Annotated in this window: 14 protein-coding genes; 3 read left to right on the forward strand and 11 right to left on the reverse strand. The window is 51.1% G+C overall.

Features of this window, described 5'->3' with window-relative positions; all coding sequences use genetic code 11:
- The first annotated feature begins 238 nt into the window (after window positions 1-238).
- Window positions 239-1,903 carry a PucR family transcriptional regulator gene (locus NYE45_RS27600; protein WP_340014730.1) on the forward strand — a complete coding sequence of 555 codons (1,665 nt, stop codon included), beginning with the start codon at window positions 239-241 and terminating at the stop codon, window positions 1,901-1,903.
- Between the two features lie 15 nt (window positions 1,904-1,918).
- On the opposite strand, the gene NYE45_RS27605 is transcribed toward NYE45_RS27600, so the two are convergent.
- From NYE45_RS27605 to NYE45_RS27655, 11 genes are all read right to left on the reverse strand, one after another.
- Window positions 1,919-2,146 (reverse strand): hypothetical protein, encoded by a 228-nt coding sequence (locus NYE45_RS27605; RefSeq protein ID WP_340014731.1) that lies wholly within the window; start codon window positions 2,144-2,146, stop codon window positions 1,919-1,921.
- The gene (gene hydA / locus NYE45_RS27610; protein WP_340014732.1) at window positions 2,146-3,591 is read right to left on the reverse strand and encodes a dihydropyrimidinase; all 1,446 of its coding nucleotides are present in this window, start codon (window positions 3,589-3,591) and stop codon (window positions 2,146-2,148) included. Before hydA ends, NYE45_RS27605 begins: the two co-directional genes overlap by 1 nt.
- Window positions 3,588-4,883, reverse strand: coding sequence for an NAD-dependent dihydropyrimidine dehydrogenase subunit PreA (preA, locus tag NYE45_RS27615; protein ID WP_062836927.1), 1,296 nt, complete (start codon window positions 4,881-4,883; stop codon window positions 3,588-3,590). Before preA ends, hydA begins: the two co-directional genes overlap by 4 nt.
- A 666-nt stretch (window positions 4,884-5,549) precedes the next feature.
- Entirely contained in the window at window positions 5,550-6,917 is a 1,368-nt protein-coding gene (locus NYE45_RS27620) for an NAD(P)-dependent oxidoreductase (RefSeq protein WP_340017447.1), read from the reverse strand.
- A 49-nt stretch (window positions 6,918-6,966) separates the two neighbouring features.
- Complete coding sequence (locus NYE45_RS27625) at window positions 6,967-7,848, reverse strand: nitrilase-related carbon-nitrogen hydrolase (protein WP_340014733.1); 882 nt, start codon at window positions 7,846-7,848, stop codon at window positions 6,967-6,969.
- Window positions 7,849-7,852: 4 nt separating this feature from the next.
- Window positions 7,853-9,142, reverse strand: coding sequence for a M20 family metallo-hydrolase (locus NYE45_RS27630; RefSeq protein WP_340014735.1), 1,290 nt, complete (start codon window positions 9,140-9,142; stop codon window positions 7,853-7,855).
- Window positions 9,143-9,180: 38 nt separating this feature from the next.
- Window positions 9,181-10,554, reverse strand: coding sequence for an aspartate aminotransferase family protein (locus NYE45_RS27635; RefSeq protein WP_340014737.1), 1,374 nt, complete (start codon window positions 10,552-10,554; stop codon window positions 9,181-9,183).
- A gap of 203 nt (window positions 10,555-10,757) precedes the next feature.
- A complete protein-coding gene (locus NYE45_RS27640; RefSeq protein ID WP_340014738.1) occupies window positions 10,758-11,819 on the reverse strand; it encodes an ABC transporter substrate-binding protein in 1,062 nt (353 codons plus the stop codon).
- 79 nt (window positions 11,820-11,898) lie between these two features.
- Window positions 11,899-12,837 (reverse strand): ABC transporter permease, encoded by a 939-nt coding sequence (locus NYE45_RS27645; protein ID WP_340014739.1) that lies wholly within the window; start codon window positions 12,835-12,837, stop codon window positions 11,899-11,901.
- Window positions 12,834-13,646: an ABC transporter permease subunit gene (locus NYE45_RS27650; RefSeq protein WP_340014740.1), complete on the reverse strand. Its 813-nt coding sequence runs from the start codon at window positions 13,644-13,646 to the stop codon at window positions 12,834-12,836. Before NYE45_RS27650 ends, NYE45_RS27645 begins: the two co-directional genes overlap by 4 nt.
- Window positions 13,627-14,451: an ABC transporter ATP-binding protein gene (locus tag NYE45_RS27655; RefSeq protein ID WP_340014742.1), complete on the reverse strand. Its 825-nt coding sequence runs from the start codon at window positions 14,449-14,451 to the stop codon at window positions 13,627-13,629. Before NYE45_RS27655 ends, NYE45_RS27650 begins: the two co-directional genes overlap by 20 nt.
- Before the next feature lie 501 nt (window positions 14,452-14,952).
- Here NYE45_RS27655 and NYE45_RS27660 point away from each other — a divergent pair.
- Both NYE45_RS27660 and moaA read left to right on the forward strand, forming a co-directional pair.
- Window positions 14,953-17,121 (forward strand): HAMP domain-containing methyl-accepting chemotaxis protein, encoded by a 2,169-nt coding sequence (locus tag NYE45_RS27660; RefSeq protein ID WP_340014744.1) that lies wholly within the window; start codon window positions 14,953-14,955, stop codon window positions 17,119-17,121.
- Window positions 17,122-17,240: 119 nt separating this feature from the next.
- Window positions 17,241-18,242 (forward strand): GTP 3',8-cyclase MoaA, encoded by a 1,002-nt coding sequence (gene moaA / locus NYE45_RS27665; RefSeq protein WP_340014745.1) that lies wholly within the window; start codon window positions 17,241-17,243, stop codon window positions 18,240-18,242.
- Window positions 18,243-18,603: the final 361 nt, after the last annotated feature.

Consider the following 18,603-nt stretch of genomic DNA (forward strand, 5'->3'; position numbering starts at 1 on the left):
TTATGCAAAATGCTGATGTAAATTCACACGATACATAGACTGACATATAATTCTTCATTTTAATCAAAATCACAAAAAGAATAGATCTGTTTGTCATTTGAAACAAATGAACGTGAGATTTCAGCCCATCAGCTGTAAATGGAATTATAATATGGATTAATTATGTAAGTTGACGGATTCCAGACTTCAGATAGATCACATGTGATTGGGGAAGGATGGTGGTTGTGTGGGGGAGACAATGCTTCATATTCAGATCAGAGACATGCTAAAACGTCCCGTATTTCGCAAGGCGGAAGTTCTGGCTAGTGATCGCGCGCTGGAGCGGTATGTTCGCTGGGTTCATATCATGGAGGTTCCTGAGGTAGGGGACTTGCTCAATGGCGGGGAATTGGTACTTACGACAGGCATTGGCTGGCAGGAAGGTGAGCAGCACGGCCTGTCTTTTTTGCGTCAGTTAATTGCACGTGGGGCTGCCGGACTCTGTATGGAACTGGGGGATCACACCAAATCGCAGCTCGGTGCGATGAAAGAAATTGCAGTCGCCGCGGATTTCCCGCTGATCTGGTTCCACGAACAAGTCCGTTATATCGATATTACGCAAGACTTGCACTTCACCTTGATTCGCAGTCATCAGCGGATGATTGCCGAACTCGATAGTCTCACCACCTCCTTTAACCAACTTCTTCTGAATGGAGATGGCGTACAACCTCTGCTTCGATTATTGTCACGTACAACCGGATGTGCCGTGGCGTTATATCCACTTGAAGGGGAAGCAAGCACCGTTCCCTACTGCCCTCCAGAGGAGCTGGAGACTCGACGGCAGGATTGGTTTTTACAGCGAGGACAGCCGGCGGAGGAGCATATTACAGCGTTAAAAGCATACACGGAGAGCGCATTGGATGTGATCAGCATGCCTGTTCAGGCGTTGGACTACACCTTTGCCGACCTTGTGCTGATGCATCAAAAGCTGCGAGATCACGATTCAAGCATACCGATCAAACCTTCGGATGAATTCATCATTCAGGCACTGGAACGTTGCGCGGCGGCGATTGCCCAGGACTGGATGCGAACCAAGTACATGGAAGAGAAACGTCGCTACAAAGAAGATATGTGGGTCATTGACTGGCTTAACGGACACCACTCCACGAAGGAAATTCATGAATATGTATCTGCCGTTAATCCCCTTCTCGCAACGAGCAAAGCCACCATTATCTTATTTGACAGCAACCCCGCATACACAGACAGCCTCAGACTTCAGAAATTATTGATCCAACGCAACATCGTCGCCCGTTCCGTGTTCGCTCGGGAGAACTTCACCCTCTACAGTACAGTTCTGAACCACCAGATCATTCTTATCATACTCGACCCACTGCCTGGATCTCAGCGCAAAAGCAGTCTATGGCGCTGCATCGAACAGCTGCAGCAGCACGAGCAGGAACAGACCCATCGCCTCTTCTCAGGCCTGTTCGGTATCGGTCCTAGCTGCGCGGACCTCTCCCGTCTTAAGGATAGCCTGGATTCCGCGAAGGAGACACTGCGAATTCAGAAGGACATCGGCGAGATGCAGCAGCCCTTTTACAGTAACCTTCATTGTTATCGCATCATTGCCAGCATGAAACAAAGCGGTAATCTGGATGATTTTATCGAAGAATATCTGGGGCCACTCATTCGTTACGATGTGGAGAAAGGAGGTCAGCTGCTGCGTACCCTCAAGCAATATTTGGTCCTGTGCTGCTCCAAGCAAGAGACGGCCACCGCTCTATACATCGTTAGACAGACGCTTTATCACCGTTTGGACAAAATCGAAGCCCTTCTGGGAGAAGACTACATCCTCCCCGAGAAAAGGGTTGCGATCGAACTTGCCATCTACGCCTATGAATATGTTCATGGTCCAATCGCGTGAAGAGCTGGGCATGGTCTAAGCGCCCCGCTGCTCCTGAAGCTGACGAATCAGAATATGACTGAACCACTTCCGTCCAGACGCCGTGCCCACGTATTGCTCTTGTTTCTCTTCGGGAAGATCCGGGTGCCCCCATATGACGTGAGCACCCTCCAGATGTTCCCGTACCGCATAGATCCGATACCCCTGTGCAACCATTCGCTCTATGGCGTTCCTCTCCGCTTCGAACACATCATGATCCGACATCAGCTTCTCCCTCCATTCACTGCGGTCACGGGCTGCCTCAACGGTATAGTTATACCCTCATCGTATTTGTCACGCTTCACATACTGCCCCGCCCCTGCCAATCCGGCAAATTGCCGATCACGAATAACATACTCCCCTCGGCACAACACCGTCACTGGACATCCCTGTACCTGCATACCTTCAAATGCGCTGTAATCCACGTTCATATGATGCGTTTCTGCTGAAATCACCCTGTTTACAGATGGATCAAAAATAACAATATCCGCATCTGTCCCGACAGCCAGAGTACCTTTCTGCGGAAATAATCCAAATAACTTGCTCGCTCTTGTCGAACAAAGATCGACCCACTGATTGAGTGTGATCCTTCCTTTGACTACACCTTCCGAATATAGAATGCTGAGGCGATCTTCGATGACAGGCCCCCCGTTCGGAATTTTGCTGAAATCATCCTTGCCCAGGTCCTTCTGCCCTTTGAAATTAAATGAGCAATGATCGGAGCCAATTGTCTGCAACTGACCACTTTTCAATGCGTTCCAGAGCACTTCCTGATGGGCTGATTCCCGCAGCGGTGGTGACCAGACATACTTTGCACCCTCGAAGTTTGGCTGATCCATGATCGATTGATCCAACGTCAAATACTGAGGACAGGTCTCCCCCCAGATCCGATAGCCCATTTCACGCATGCGCGCAATCTGCTCCACCGCTTCCGCACAGGTCACATGTACGACATACAGCTGTGAATCCGCAAGCGCAGCCAACCGGGCCGCCCTGCCTGTTGCTTCTCCCTCCAGCATGGATGGACGAGTCAATGCATGATGAATTGGCTCCGTGCGCCCTTCGGCGAGCGCCTGTCGAACCAGCAGGTCAATGACATCCCCGTTCTCGGCATGAACCATAACGAGTGCGCCGTACTCTTTTGCCTTTTGCAACGTCTGGAAGAGAATCCCGTCATCGGCCTGAAACTGGTTTTTATACGCCATGAACACCTTGAAGGATGACACACCCTCTTCTTCAATGATCTGCGGCAGCTCTTCCAGCACCTGATCATTCATCTCGCCGATCATGAGATGGAAACCATAGTCGATGGCGGCTTTCCCCTCCGCTTTGGCATGCCACTCCTGGAGGGATTCGATCAATGGACGGCCTTTTTGTGTCAGGCAGAAATCAATGATCGTCGTTGTACCGCCAAAGGCTGCTGCTGTCGTTCCCGTCGCAAAATCATCCGCCGTTACGGTTCCACCGAATGGCATATCCAGATGGGTATGTGGATCGATCCCGCCCGGAATGACATAACAGCCGGAAGCGTCCACAATCTCCGTTCGTTCATCAGGCACCAGTCCGATGCCAATCTGTGTGATTTTACCCTTTTCGATCAAAATATCTGCTTCAAAGGTATCTGACGCTGTGACCAAAACACCGTTACGAATCAATTTGCGGGTACTCATGATATCGCCTCCTTGGTTGATTGATCTCTAACCGATTGCAGCATCGCAATTGCAGACTGACGTTCATTCCAGGTTACAGGTTCCTGCTCTGGTACAAGTTCAACCATCTCAATTGCCCCATCCACCGGGCAAACGATCGAACACAGATTGCAGCCAACACAGTCTTCTTCCACCACTTCCAGATAGGAGCCGGACGGGTCGGTCAACATATCAATACATTGATGCGAGGTGTCCTCACAAGCAATATGGCATTTGTTGCAATTGATGCAGACATCGCGGTTGATGCGGGCGACGACTTTGTAGTTCAGATCGAGATTGCCCCAATCCGAATAACGCGGAACGGTCTGACCTACCAGTTCTGCAACGCTGCTAAGACCCTTTTCATCCAGATAATCATTCAGCCCATCAATCATGTCCTCCACAATGCGAAATCCATGATGCATGGCTGCGGTACATACTTGGACCCCTGTAGCGCCCATGAGCAGAAACTCTGCGGTATCCCGCCAGTCGGATATGCCACCAATCCCTGAGATCGGTACACCAACTTCAGGATTACGGGCACACTCGGCAACCATGTTCAGTGCAATGGGCTTCACTGCTGGGCCACAGTATCCACCGTGTGCTCCTTTGCCGCCCACATGCGGCACGGTATTCCACGAATCCAGATCCACACCCGCGAGAGAGTTAATGGTATTGATCAAGGAGATCGCATCCGCGCCACCTCGTACAGCTGCCCGGGCTGTCGCCGTAATATCCGTGATATTCGGCGTGAGCTTCACAATCACCGGTGTGGTCGCCACTTCCTTCACCCACATCGTCTGTAGTTCGACCAGGTCCGGCTGCTGACCAGAGGCAGCTCCCATACCACGTTCGGCCATGCCATGCGGGCAGCCAAAGTTCAGCTCCAGGCCATCGACGCCGACGGCCTCCACCTTTTTGACAATCTCATGCCACTTCTCTCGCGTAGGTTCCACCATGAGTGAAGCGACAACCGCACGATCCGGGAAGCGTTTCTTGGTCTCGGCAATCTCCCGCAGGTTCACTTCCAACGGACGATCGGATATCAATTCAATATTGTTAAAACCCGCCACCCGTTGCCCACCAAAATGGACCGCCGCGAAACGGGAGGATGTATTGATAATGGGCTCACCCAGCGTCTTCCATACCGCCCCACCCCAGCCCGCCTCGAACGCACGCTGAACCTGATATCCCGTATTGGTCGGTGGTGCAGAAGCCAGCCAGAATGGATTGGGTGATCGAATACCTGCCAGATTAATGGATAAGTCAGCCATAACGATCCCTCCTTGGTGTTGTTTGAACTTACTATATAAGTTGAACTAAAGATTATTTACACTGACACTACGATGACAGAATAACCTTCCAATCGCTGTTATCCCCAGATTTTTTTGATTCCCTTTTCCGAAAGGGAAAATCCGGGGATAAAGGCTAGCCTATGCTTCCGATGCAGCTTTCCTTCAGAAAGCTTTTAGCTCCGTTTCTTCAGGTTCCTTCTGTCCTCTCCGTTATCGTGTAAATGATTAGTTCAACTTATATAGTTACACTGGAATATTTGGTCATGCTCAGGATCTCTGCGTAGTAATGGTGTTTTTGGATAACACCTAAATTCTCACGAACCGTAGACCTCTTATTCCGTCCCTATGCGGTGAATTCAAAATCTTACGAATCGTAGCAGCCTTATTTAGCTGTATCAGCTCATTTCGGCTTCATTTCAACGATTTTTATCAAAATAAGACGTGTGAGATTCGTTAGATTTTCTAATCCTCCATAATTGCCACGATAAGGTGTGTAGGGTTCGTTAGCGTGTCAGGGACACCACACCAGACCTCTCGCTCGGATCTACACCTTCAACACTCTAGCAGTCCCTTGCGCCCTCCCACCCGCGCCTCTCCTTCCACGCTTTCCGTGCACTCTCCACTTTTCTTTGTCTCCCTCACAACTCACGCCGTCTCTTCCACCTGTCCAGGCAACGCCTTCATGACTGCCGCAGCAGCAAGCTTACCCTGCTGTGCAGCCGAGACAACCATCGCCTCACCCTGGCCCTGACCAAAAATAACATCTCCTGCCGCATAGATCTGAGGATGCGAGGTACGATACGTATGAGGTTCAATCTCAACGACACCCCAGTGGTGACGCAGCCCAAACGCTTCGATTAATGGTAATAGCCGATGCTGCCCAATCGCCCGGATGACCGTATCACATTCAATCATGAACTCCGATCCCTCCACAGGCACGGGCAACGCACGCCCACCACCAGGCGGAGTAATCAGCTCCATTTTCACGCATTCCACAGCTTGAACCCGACCGTTCTCGTCTCCAATAATACGCTGCGGCATCGTAAACCAGCGGAACTCCACACCCTCCTGCTTGGCAAACGTATATTCAAACGCATACGCCGTCATCTGGCTTTCCCCACGCCGATATAACATCTGCACCCGCTCGGCACCAAGACGTACTGAACAGGTTGCTGCATCTACCGCCGTATTACCCGCGCCAATAACGGCGACCTTCAGACCATTTAACGCAGGCGGAACACCCTGCTTGGTAGACTCCACCAGTTCAATGGCATCATAGACACCTTCGAGTGTCTCCCCTTCAATGCCCAGCATAGGTACTGAACCCATGCCACAGGCCAGAATGACCGCTTCATGTTGCTCCAGCAACTGCGTAGCAGGAATATCCACACCGATGCGCACTCCATAACGGATCTGTACACCAAGCGCCTCCACCTGCTCCACTTCCCATAGCGCAACCGATTCGGGCAAACGGAAAGCTACGATGCCATACGTATTCAGCCCGCCGCCTTTGGGTTTGGCTTCATAGATCGTCACCTCATACCCTGCACGCCCCAGTTCACGTGCCGCCGACAATCCCGCAGGCCCGGCTCCCACAACAGCGACGGTTCTCCCATTGGCAGGCGCTGCCTGGAATAACGGCTCATTCTTCGCCCGTGCCCAATCGGTGGCGTAACGCTGCAAGTCACCGATGCGAATCGGCTTCGACGATTCGTTCAGCACACATGCGCCTTCACACAATTCCTCTGTGGGACAGACACGTGCACAGCTGGCTCCAACCGGGTTCGCATCCATGATGGTGCGGGCCGAACCTTTCAGGTGCCCTGTGGATATTTTGCTAATAAAAGAAGGGATGTTGATGTCGGTTGGACAGGCCTTGATACAAGGTGCATCGTAACAGTACAGACAGCGGTTTGATTCCTCCATCGCTTCCTTGCCTGTCATGGCGGGTTTCATCTCGGCAAAACGACTCTCCCACCCATAATCGGATAACGTTGTTCCTGAGCTGTTCATCAATGTCATGCACCTCCTGAAGTTTGATCGGGCTAGTTTCCAGCTATTTTCACAGACTAACCAGATGTTCGTACGTTTCCGGCCTGCGATCGCGGTAGAACTGCCACACATTACGCACCTCACGAATCATCTCCGTATCCATCTCGCCAATAACGACCTCATCCTGATCCCTGCTGCCTATCGCTACCATCCTGCCTCGCGGGTCGACCAGGTACGACTGTCCATAAAACTCACCCATATTCCACGGCGCTTCTACACCGACCCGGTTGATGGCTGCAACATAATAGCCGTTAGCTACCGCATGAGCAGGCTGTTCCAGTTTCCACAGATATTCCGACGTACCCGCAACCGTAGCGGACGGATTGAATACAATCTCTGCCCCCGCGAGCCCGAGCAATCGAGCCCCTTCCGGAAAATGACGATCATAACAGATGTACACGCCGACTCTGGCGTAGGCCGTATCAAATACCGGGAACCCAAGGTTACCTGGTTTGAAATAGTACTTTTCCCAAAACCCATTCGTACCCTCACCTGCTTCCACATGCGGGATATGATGTTTGCGATATTTGCCCAGATACGTACCATCTGCATCAATGACAGCTGCCGTATTGTAATACGAAGCAATCCCCTCCACCTCGTACACAGGTAAAATAATCACCACCGCAAGCTCCTTCGCCAGCTCCTGAAACCGTCTGGTCGTCGGTCCTTCCGGTACCGATTCAGCGGATGCATACCATTTGGGGCTTTGCTCTGTACAAAAGTACGGCCCATAGAATACTTCCTGTAACCCAATGATTTTGGCCCCTCTTGCAGCAGCTTCACGAACCAGCGCAATGTGCTTCTGAACCGCAGCCTCTTTGTGCACCTCAACGGGAGCCGAACCTTCAATCTCATGAGAAGCCTGGATTAATCCGATGCTGATTTTGCCCATAACGTCACAACGCCTCCTCTGGTAAAATGGTTACTGGGTTCATTCCACTGCACATCCTCCGAATGGTGCGATACAACACTTCCGTGCCGAGTCCAATATCCTCCGGGGAGGAATATTCGCTGGGATGATGACTGATACCGTCCTTGCTACGGACAAAGATCATGCCATAATCACACACAAGCGAAAGGGCCAACGCATCATGGAATGGACCACTCATCAGTTCTGGCAAAGTAACCCCGATCTCTTCCGCGGATGAACGAATCACCGACATGATTGGCTCTGCACAATACCGCGGCTCACTATTCGTATCCTCTGTCAGCGAGTAAGTTAGACCATATCGGAAACTCACGTCATCCAACATGTTCATCAATCGGGCTTCAAGTCGGTTCCTACGCTCCATCTCCATGTCTCGCAAGTCCACCGTGAAGCTGACTTCCTCCGGGATGATGTTACGCGAGTCTGGAAACACCCTCAGACTTCCCACCGTACCTACGGTTGGAGCTTCCGGATCTTCTCTCACCATATCATCAAAAGCCGCAATGACTTTGGCGCTACCTACCAAAGCATCATGCCGCATCCCCATCGGAACGGAGCCCGCATGACCGGCCATGCCTTTCATCGTCACCGTAAGCCACAGCGGGCCCGAGATGCCCGTCACCAGACCTACAGGTGCATTCAACGCTTCCAGCACCGGCCCCTGTTCAATGTGCAACTCCAGATAACTGCCTATGGAACCTGGCGGGTAGGTCGCCTCTTCAAAATCCGAAGGAGAACAGCCGAAGGCTTCCAGCGCCTCCCGACGAGTCACTCCGTTTTTATCCTGCCGCTCCAGTTCGCCCTCTTCCAACTGACCGGTTATGCCACGCGAGCCGAACAGGCCTTTGTTAAAACGGGAACCCTCTTCATCGCAAAAGGCAACTACCTCAATCGGCATAAGAGGCTGAATGCCATTTTCGATCAGGCATTGCACCGCTTCGAGCGCGCCTAGCACACCAATTGCTCCATCATAGCGACCGCCATACGGCTGAGAGTCGATGTGGGAACCAATCATGAGGATCGGCAGGGCCTGATCCGCCCCTTCCAGACGACCAATCAGATTGCCGAAGGCATCAAGTCGTGTCGTCAGACCGGCACTTTCCATCCAGAGACGAACCTGTATGATGCCGTCCATATCTTCCGGGGTCAGGGCAAGTCGGCATACACCCGTCTCTGCGATTCGTCCAATGCGTGACAACTGCTCAATTCGCTCATTCAGCCGAAGCTGATTAATGAGTTTGCCTGTTGTGGTCTGCATCCTGCCTCGCCTCCTTTTGTGTTATCTATCCATGGCAACTACCCTGCGTCCAGACTACGTAGCGCAATGAGCAGACTTCCAGCGATCAGATCCAACTCCTCCTCGGTGGTGACAAACGGTGGGGAGATCGTCAAAATGTTTGCAAACCCCGGCACGGTATCGCCGTTCTTGCCAATCAGAATGCCGTCCCTTTTACAACTAGCGAGTACCTTCATTACTTTATCCGCCTCTGCAGGAGACCCGTCTGCTTCAATCAACTCCACCCCACAGGCGAATCCGAATGAACGGATATCCCCCACAATGGACAGCTCCAGCAAAGGTTCTAGCTTCTCACGAAGCAGGTATCCCAGTTCCTCCGCCCGGCTGACCAGATTCTCTCGTTCCAGAATCTCCAGATTCGCCAGTGCCACCCGGCAGGATACGGGATTGCCGCCAAAGGTATTCACATGGCGAAAATGGGCATCCGGGCCGGGTTCCCGGAACGTCTCATACAGATCGGCTCGCACCGCCGTTGCCGATAATGGCGAATAGGCACTGGTCATGCCTTTTGCCATCGTCACAATATCAGGCTGTACGCCATAGTTCTGATGACCAAACTTCTGCCCAGAGCGGCCAAAACCACAGATGACCTCATCGACAATGAGCAACACCCCATAGCGCTGACAGATCTCTTGCACGGTACGCATGTAATCTGGCGGGGGCACAATCATGCCGCCTCCTGTGATCACTGGCTCCATAATTACTGCGGCAACCGTCTCAGGACCTTCCCAGCGAATCACCTCTTCATAGATGGTTGCACATTCGAGTCCGCATCCATCCTTGTTTCGTCCAAACGGACAGCGGTAGCAATACGGTGGTGGAACATGAGAGAAACCTACGCCGAGCGGCTCGTATTTGATCTTGCGGGCCGCTTGCCCGGTGGCGCCCAGCGCGCCCATGGAGTTGCCGTGATAGGCACGGTGACGGGAGATGAATTTGTGCCGAGTAGGCTCACCATTCTGATGGTGGTATTGACGGGCTATTTTGAAAGCCACCTCATTCGCATCTGAACCTGAGTTGGAGAAGAATATTCGATACTCCCCCTCCAGCCAGTCATTCAGCTTCTCCGCCAGCAAAATCGCCGGTTCGTGACTCTGCGTCATCGGTACATAAGCGAGTGCTTTCATCTGTTCATAGGCACTTCTCGCAATCTCCTCACGGCCATGCCCCACATTCACACACCAGAGCCCCGACATCGCATCCAGATAACGCGTACCATCCTGATCGGTGATCCAACTGCCCTCCCCGCTCACTGCAATCATCGGATGATCGTTATGAGGCGAGATGTGATGCCACACGTATTTGCGATCTTTCTCCAGCCATTCTTCCTTCGTACCGCCAAGCGGCTGCGGCTGCTGATCCACAGAACTCATTCGTCATCCTCCTCTCTTTAAGCTGGACCTACAGACTTTACACTCACCCACTCCGATTGCAGTACCATCTTCCGATCGCTGTTATCCCCAGATTTTCTAGATTCATTTTTTCCTTAAGGAAAAATCCGGGGATAAAGGCGCACGCTTCGCTTCTTCAGATTGGTCCTGCACTCTTCGTTCTCGTGTAAATGCTTGTTCCACGCTTATTTCACCGCGTCTTCAAAAATGCTTTTCTCCAGCGCTTCATCCAAGTTGGCGGCTTTTTTGATTAGGCCATAGTTCAGTGCAATATCTGCAGTTCGGGCAAATGACTCATCCACAAAGCTACCGACTTGCTGCTCCGTAAACCCTTCCGGGCGAATCAGCTTCGCAATCTCTTCCAGCATCGTTACCTGATGCTCACGAGTGGTACTGCCATCCGTCACATTACTCATCACGATATCCACCGTCTCATCCTGTTGATCAATGGCGTAATTCCAGCCTTTCAGAATGGCACGAGTCACTTTGACCGCAAGCTCACGGTTGCTGTCCACCCAATCCTTCTTGGCAATCAACGTATCCTCCAGCATGCCAACACCGGCATCTTCAATGTTGAACACATCCAGATCGGACTCTTTCGTTCCACTTTCCAGTACAACGTGATATTCGTTATAGATCGTCGCCGTAGCTACATCCACCTGATCATTGAAAAACTGATCCATCGTGAACCCCTGCTTCACCAGTTCAATGTCCTTCTTCGGATCCAGGCCATTCTTCTCCATGAAAGCGAGCACCTGAAACTGCTGACTGCCGAACCAGGTACTAACCTTCTTGCCTTTCATCTGAGCCGGATCAGTAATACCCAGGGACTTCTTGGCGATCAAGCGATAGCTACTTTTCTGTGAGATCTGGGCGAGCGAGACGAGTGGCAGACCGTTATCCCGGCTGACCAGCAGACTATCTACTCCTGTGATTCCCACATCGGCCGCGCCATTGACCACCTGCTGCTCAATCACGATATCCGGACCACCCGGAATAATCTCGGCATCAATGCCTTCATCTGCAAAAAAACCTTTTTCCTTCGCTGCATAAATCCCGGCAAACTGTGCCTGCGGCACCCATTTCAGCTGAATTTTCACTTTGGTTAACGGTTGATCCGCCTCTCCTGACCCTCCACTCGTAGCGACAGGCTCAGCCGCCGGCTCGGACTTCGTAGAACATGCGCTCAGCATCGTAACAACCAACAGGACCAACACCAGCAAACCCGGCTTCAACGTTTTGTACATGTACAGAACAACCCCCTGTTTATATACGATTTTTCAATCAGGTATTACGATCTATGGATGGTTGATACCCGGATGTACGTTATTGATCTGTACGTGCACGATTCCACGGAATGAGTCGCTTTTCTGCCAAGACAACTGCTTCATACAACACAATACCGAGCGCAGCGGCGATGACAATACAGGACCAGGCCAAGGGCATGTTCGCCAATCGAATCTGATCCGAGAGCAAGTACCCCAGCCCCTGGGAGGCGATGAAAAATTCACCCACAATGGCCCCAATAATACTGGTCGACATGTTGATCTTCAGACCGGCGAAGAGGGAAGGCAGGGCATGAGGCAGTCTCAGCTTCCAAAAAAACTGCATCCTGCTCGCGGCAAGGCCACTCAGCAGATCACTGTATTGCGGCTGAATGGAAGTCAGCCCTTTGAACAGGCTGACAGCCATCGCTGCCATCGTAATCACCGTGACGACAGCAATACGGGACCAGATCCCGTCACCGAACCAATTGTTCATAATCGGGGCAAGGGCCACAATCGGAACGGCGTTCAGTGCCGACAAAACCGTAACTGCCGCCCTGCCGCTTGTTGGGAAGAATGATGCGCCCGCTGCCGCCAGAGCACCCAACAGGGAGCCGAGCAAGAAACCACCCAGCATTTCGGTCCCGCTGTACATCGCGTATCGAAAGAGCATATTGGCATTTTCCTGAATGGATGCCGCAATCGCGGAAGGCACAGGGAGTTGGTAGCTTTCCAGCGAGAATATCCAATGAAACAACCTGAGCTGCCAGAGGGCGAGAAACACCACACCCGCCCCCCAAGGAAGCATGCTCAGTGCAATCGAGCGCCCGCGAAAGCCGGTGCCCGGTTTGGCCTTTCCGGCTTGTCCCCGTTGTCCATGGATTTCCGATCCGGGAGCAGCTGCCATCTGTGAACCCGTGAGGGTCGTAGCTGTACCAGTTACAGCAGCAATCGTCACACCTTCATCACTTTTCCGGCTCAACACTCTACCGTCACTCATGTGGCACGGCCTCCTTTGGCCCTGAATTCAGGCTGCCAGGGGGTCAGCCAACGTTCAGCCAGGCTGATGACCAGATATGAGATCAGGCCAATGCCAATGCTAAGCATGATGGTGGCCCAGAACATGCCAACTTGGGCATGACCGTAATATAACGAACTGACCATCAGGACGCCGAGTCCATCGGGGGCCCCCATCAATTCCACAACGATGGAAGAAGTCACCGCCAGCGGAGCAGCTATTTTCATACCGGAAAATAGTCCCGGTAGTGCTGAAGGCAGTAGACATTTGATATAACGCGCAGTCAGTGAAGCTCCACAGGAACGCATAAGCTCCAGATGCTCTGGTGCTGCACTTTTCAATCCTTTCAACGTATGGATGATGATCGGGAAGAAGGTGACATAAGCGGCCATAACAATTCGGGCCCACTCTGCATTGTGAATAATGCCGTACACAATTGGTGCGAGACCAATGACCGGAACCATCTGTGAAGACACTACATATGGCGATAACGTGCGCTCCAGCCAGACGGCACCGCTCATGAGTAGAGCCAGACCCAGACCCAGCATCGTTCCCCCCGCAAAACCAATGGCTGCATTGCCAAACGTGACAGCCCCCTGCTCTGCCAGCGTACCCGAGTACCGAAAGAGCGCTCCAAGGACATCGTGCAGATAAGGAAGGCGGGATGCCGCCTGTTGAGGTGACAGGAACAATTGGAGCATCCAGGCGGCTGCTTCCCACAGTACCAATACCGCTATAATCCAGATGACAACCCAGGAACGATAACCCGGTTTAAAGAATCGCAGGGACATGAGATTCATCACGCTCCTCGTAGAAGCAATTGCGGATGGTCGTAATCATGTGGTAGAAAGCTTCCGTTTCTCTCAGTTCACTATGACGTTCGGAAGGCAGGTTGACGGAATGAATGGAATGCACCTGTCCCGGATGCGCCGAGAGCACAATGATTCGGTCGGACAGAAATACAGCTTCGGGGATGCTATGTGTGACAAAGAGGAAGGTCTTGCCTGTCGAGCGCTTGATCTCAAGCAGCTCCAATTGAAGCTTTTCTTTGGTGAATTCGTCTAGAGCCGAAAAGGGTTCATCCATGGGCAGCAATGGCGGATCCAGCGCAAGGGCACGTGCAATGGATACCCGTTGCTGCATCCCTCCACTGAGCTGCCATGGATAATGGTTGGCGAAGCGGGTTAGCCCTACCATTTCAAGCAGTTCCCCGCTAATGCGTCTGCACTCCTTCCGGCGGGTACCGAGTAGCTCCAAGGGCAATTCCACATTGTGACGCACGGTGCGCCAATCGAACAAGGCGGGTGTCTGGAAGACGATGCCGAACTGCCGCTGTAGCCGAGCACGCTCAGGCTCTTGGCCTGCAATACGAACGGTGCCTGAGGTGGGCTGAAGCAGATCACCTACCAGCCGGAGCAAGGTCGACTTGCCACAGCCGGAAGGGCCCAGCAGAGAGACAAACTCATTAGACTGGATCTGGAATGTAACATCCGACAAGGCAGTGACTTGTTGTGACCCTGTGCCAAAGGCAACGGACACATGATCAACATCAATATGGCAGGCTTCGGGGACTGTAGCTGAGGATATGGAGGACATGGGCATTCTCCTTTGTGGGAAGTTGTTTTCATTGCACACCAAGGCTGAATGGGAGGTTTATATACACGAACGTAACAGGTTTTGCTTGTTAGATAATACTATATCGCTTTGAGCGAGGATTACATTATACAGTTTGTTTTGAGTATGGGCCTGTTCATGTTACATAATGTAAAATGAGATGGATTCTCAGAGACATACATGTGAGTTATATTGATATATATCTAACATTAAGCTCACCTAACAACAAACGCACGATCATTTGTATTTATTGAATAAATATTCGGAAAATATGACATATGCCCTCGTATTCTTGTTCGTTTTCTTGTATAAAGATTGAATAGATAGGCTGGAATCCTCTGTCCTATATCGCTTTGAAAACCACATAAATAGGTCTATCCAAAGATCAGTAGAACAAAGCTTTCTAATCCAGAAATCGGGGTGGTCATGATGTTTGATTGGCTGGGATGGAGAAAAGGATTGCCGCTGTGGCGATCGTATCGGTTGAACGCACATATAAAGGAAGATGTGGAACAGATTTTTGAGGGGATTGCCGAAACGAGACGGCAGCTCATGATGGACTGGGCAGATGAACAATGGAATCACCTGGATCGCTTGCTTCATCAAATACAGTCCGTCCGACCACAAGATGTACTGCCAGGTTCATCTCATATAAGTAAACTAGAAACATGGTTTCAATCCAGTTATATTCGAGCCGTTGATAGTACGGAGCTATTTATGCTGAACGAACAGAATCAGGTGGTATTCTCTACATATAAGAAACATATTGGACAGATCTATGCAGATTACGAAGCTTTGATTGGACCAGGATTGAATTACTCCCGCGCAGATATTCATGGGAAAAAGTGTTTGTATGGCCCTTATTCCGATCCACTGACGTTGGATATTGGACCACGCTCGTCCGCTTTTCACGATGATGTCACCTTGCTGTTTATCAACCCCATTCTACAGGAAGGTCGATATGTTGGTTCATTATGCAGCCGTGTTCCCGGGGATGTCCTGGGTGACCTGATTCAACGTGAATCAGGCCATATCTATCCCGATTCCGGTGACAACTATCTCTTTATGGCTGAGTCGAAATTACGGCCCCATCTGCAGCCCGGCACCGCATTGTCCCGAAGCCGCTTCGAGGACCGTACTTTTACACATGGGGAAAATTTGAAAGATGGTGTCACCACCGAATGGGGTATCGTTTCCGTTAAGGAGCATACTGAGCTGGAGCTCATATTCACCGATCCATCGACCGGCCAGCTACACCCCGGAGTAGCGAACACCATTCAGAATGGCTCTAATCTGTTCGTTGCCTTTCCCGGCTACTCGGATTACCGCCATATCTCTGTCATTGGCAAAGGCATCACCTTTCAGTTGCCACACTGTCCTGATCGTTGGGGCATGATGTGTGAGGGGGATCTGGAGGAAGTATACCGGATACGGAGCATCGGCTGGCGTCAGTTCAAGCAGCACAGTCTCTTCACGCTCTTGTCAGGCGTTGCAGGAGCGGCCCTTGTCTATGCCCTTACTGGCAGTGGATGGAGTGCGGCAGCAATGGCGGCTTTTAATGTGCTGTTTGGATTCTTCACTGCATTGCAGCTGCATCGCAGCCACTATCGACGGGTTCATGATGACTTGCGCCGCATCAGCCGATTTATTCGAATCAACGCTGAAGGCAAAGGTGATCTGACTCAGCGCCTGAACACGTCTGATTTTGCCCAAGACGAATCAGGTGAACTGGCGAAGTGGATCAATAACATGATTGATTCTCTGGAAGGCATTATGCTGAAGGTACAACTTGCCACGGTAGACGTTATGGACAACCAGTACCAGATGCGAACCTCTACAGAGACAACCCAGGGTACGACTGAGCGTGTGAACTACAAGCTTGGTTCGATGATTCAGGCCATTCGCACCCAACTGGAAGATCTCGATCAGGCCAAGATCGCTGCCGATCACATGCGCATAACATTGCAACAACTGGAGACCTCTGCTACCGAACAGATCAGCGTGGCTCAGCAGGAAGTGGAACGAATCGGCGACAAAATGACCCAAATCTCAGGAGCGGTGTCCGATACCAACCGTACCATCCTGTCCTTCATGGACACGATGAAAGAGATTTACCGTGCACTGGCTGTCATTGATGAAATTTCAGCTCAGACCAACCTGCTCGCTCTGAATGCTACCATTGAAGCTGCACGCGTGGGCGAACATGGCCAAGGGTTCTCGGTCGTGGCGGGTGAAATCCGTAAGCTGGCCGACTTATCCCGCTCTTCCACTGAAAATATCCATCAGATTCTGGACCGAATCTCAACTGCAGCAGGAGCAGCGTCCCAATTAATCACAGAGGGAGATCAGGTGCTGGCTGAAGGAACGACACTGGTTCAGGCCGCTTCGCAACTTCTGCAAAATGCTACCGCTGAAGAACCTGAGCGCACGCAAGTCGTGGATCAGGTGGTCATGCTGATGGAGAATATTGCTGCAATCAGCCATCAAAATCGGGCGACTTCCGCTGAGGTAGAAGCAGAGATGATGGAGCTGATCCGTGATATGTTGCAGGTTCAGCATTCTTCGCATAACGTAGAAGCCATTACGGTCTTCCTGCAACAACTCGTGGGACAATTCCATCTGAATCACCCTGCCAAAAATGCTGTCATCTGACGTCATCGTTGACGCGGATTGGAGAAATAGCTAAAATTTGATGCAACTGTTCCTTTTGAAATTGTCGTATCATTTATAATAGAAGATTTCCAATCTGAACCGATGAAAGGGTGGTCTGCATGGAACTGCTTCAGGATTCATTTGGCCGGATACATGACTACATCCGTATTTCTGTTACGGACCGCTGTAATTTACGCTGTGTGTACTGCATGCCTGCAGAGGGTATGGAGTTTGCTCCACATGATGAGATTATGAGCTACGAAGAAATAGCACAGGTGCTGAAGGTACTTGCCCCGATGGGCATGCGCAAAGTCCGACTCACCGGGGGTGAACCGTTGGTACGCAAGGATCTTCACAAGCTCGTCAGCATGATCTCGGCAATTGACGGGATTGACGATATTGCCCTGACTACCAACGCTCTTCTGCTGGACAAACAAGCTCAGGCGTTGAAAGATGCTGGGTTGAACCGGATTAACATCAGTCTGGATTCCCTGCGTGCTGATCGCTTCTCCATGATTACCCGCGGCGGAGATGTGAACAAAGTTCTGAGAGGTATTGAAGCTGCAACTGCCGCTGGCCTTGCTCCGATCAAACTGAATGTTGTGCTGATGAAGGGTATCAATGATGATGAGATCAAGGATTTTATTGCAATGACGATAGATCAACCTCTTCATGTGCGTTTCATTGAATATATGCCGATTGGACAGGCTTCGGATTCATGGCGCAAATCTTATTTGCCGCTGGAAGCCGTGACAGATGTATGTGCTGAAGCGGGCTGGGCGGTTGAGAATACAACAGGTCCTGCGGGGAATGGCCCCTCACGCAATATGAAAATTGTAGGCTCCGAAGGCACTTTCGGATTGATTCATCCCGTGAGCGATCACTTCTGTGACAATTGCAATCGACTTCGGCTGACCGCTGACGGACATATCAAAGCCTGCCTGTACTGGTCGGATGAGTATAATGTTCGCCGCTTCGTGGATGATCCTAATGCCATGGCTGGGCTTTTCCTCAAAGCGCTGGGTACGAAACCAAAGAACCATGAGATGGCTCTGGCTCTGGAACAAAAAATGCAATCCCACACGCCGACGGTACGGCGCATGTCCCAGATTGGCGGATAGCAACAGCACGCAATATAACTCAACAGCGTATTTCTGGGTACGGATATATGTCTGTACTGTCAGGATCATCCCTGCACACAACGGATGAGGTAATACTGGCGCGATGAACCCTTACGTAAATCAGCATTCATAACGTGAAGTGGAGCGCGTCACAAGGAATAGGTGAATACCAAAAGCAGACAAGAACACCATGTTCTCGTCTGCTTTTTCGTTATTTTTTCATATTTTTCTGAAAATTATCAATTCTGCTGTTTCATTTGTTAAAAATGAAAGTAATATACGTTATGCCCTTGTTGGGTCTTCAAGATTCTCATAATTCTGACGATGTATATACAATACATCTAGATGATATGCACACATA

It is taken from the genome of Paenibacillus sp. FSL K6-1318 (assembly GCF_037976905.1).
Taxonomy (GTDB): Bacteria; Bacillota; Bacilli; order Paenibacillales; family Paenibacillaceae; genus Paenibacillus; species Paenibacillus amylolyticus_A.